We start from the raw sequence: 294 nt of genomic DNA on the forward strand, positions 1-294 counted from the left end.
GGTCAGCGATTGGGGTGAAGTCGTAACAAGGTAGCCGTAGGAGAACCTGCGGCTGGATCACCTCCTTTCTATGGAGAAATGAAGTAACAAGATGTTTACTTCGTACTCAGAAGATACTGGTTTAACTGGTCTGTTCAATTTTGAGAGATTAACCATCTTTCAAGAATATGGGTCTATAGCTCAGCTGGTTAGAGCGCACGCCTGATAAGCGTGAGGTCGATGGTTCGAGTCCATTTAGACCCACCAATTTGTTCTTTGAAAATTGCATATGAATTATATAATATAACTTCAAAA

1 tRNA gene and 1 rRNA gene are annotated in these 294 nt (G+C 41.2%); both read left to right on the forward strand.

Annotation, left to right across the window (positions count from 1 at the left end):
• Positions 1-68, forward strand: a 16S ribosomal RNA gene (locus tag EJJ37_RS19995); the annotation flags it as partial.
• Between the two features lie 101 nt (positions 69-169).
• Positions 170-246: transfer RNA gene (locus EJJ37_RS20000), tRNA-Ile, on the forward strand.
• Positions 247-294 lie beyond the last annotated feature (48 nt).

The organism is Clostridium cuniculi (genome assembly GCF_004353185.1).
Lineage (GTDB): Bacteria > Bacillota > Clostridia > Clostridiales > Clostridiaceae > Clostridium > Clostridium cuniculi.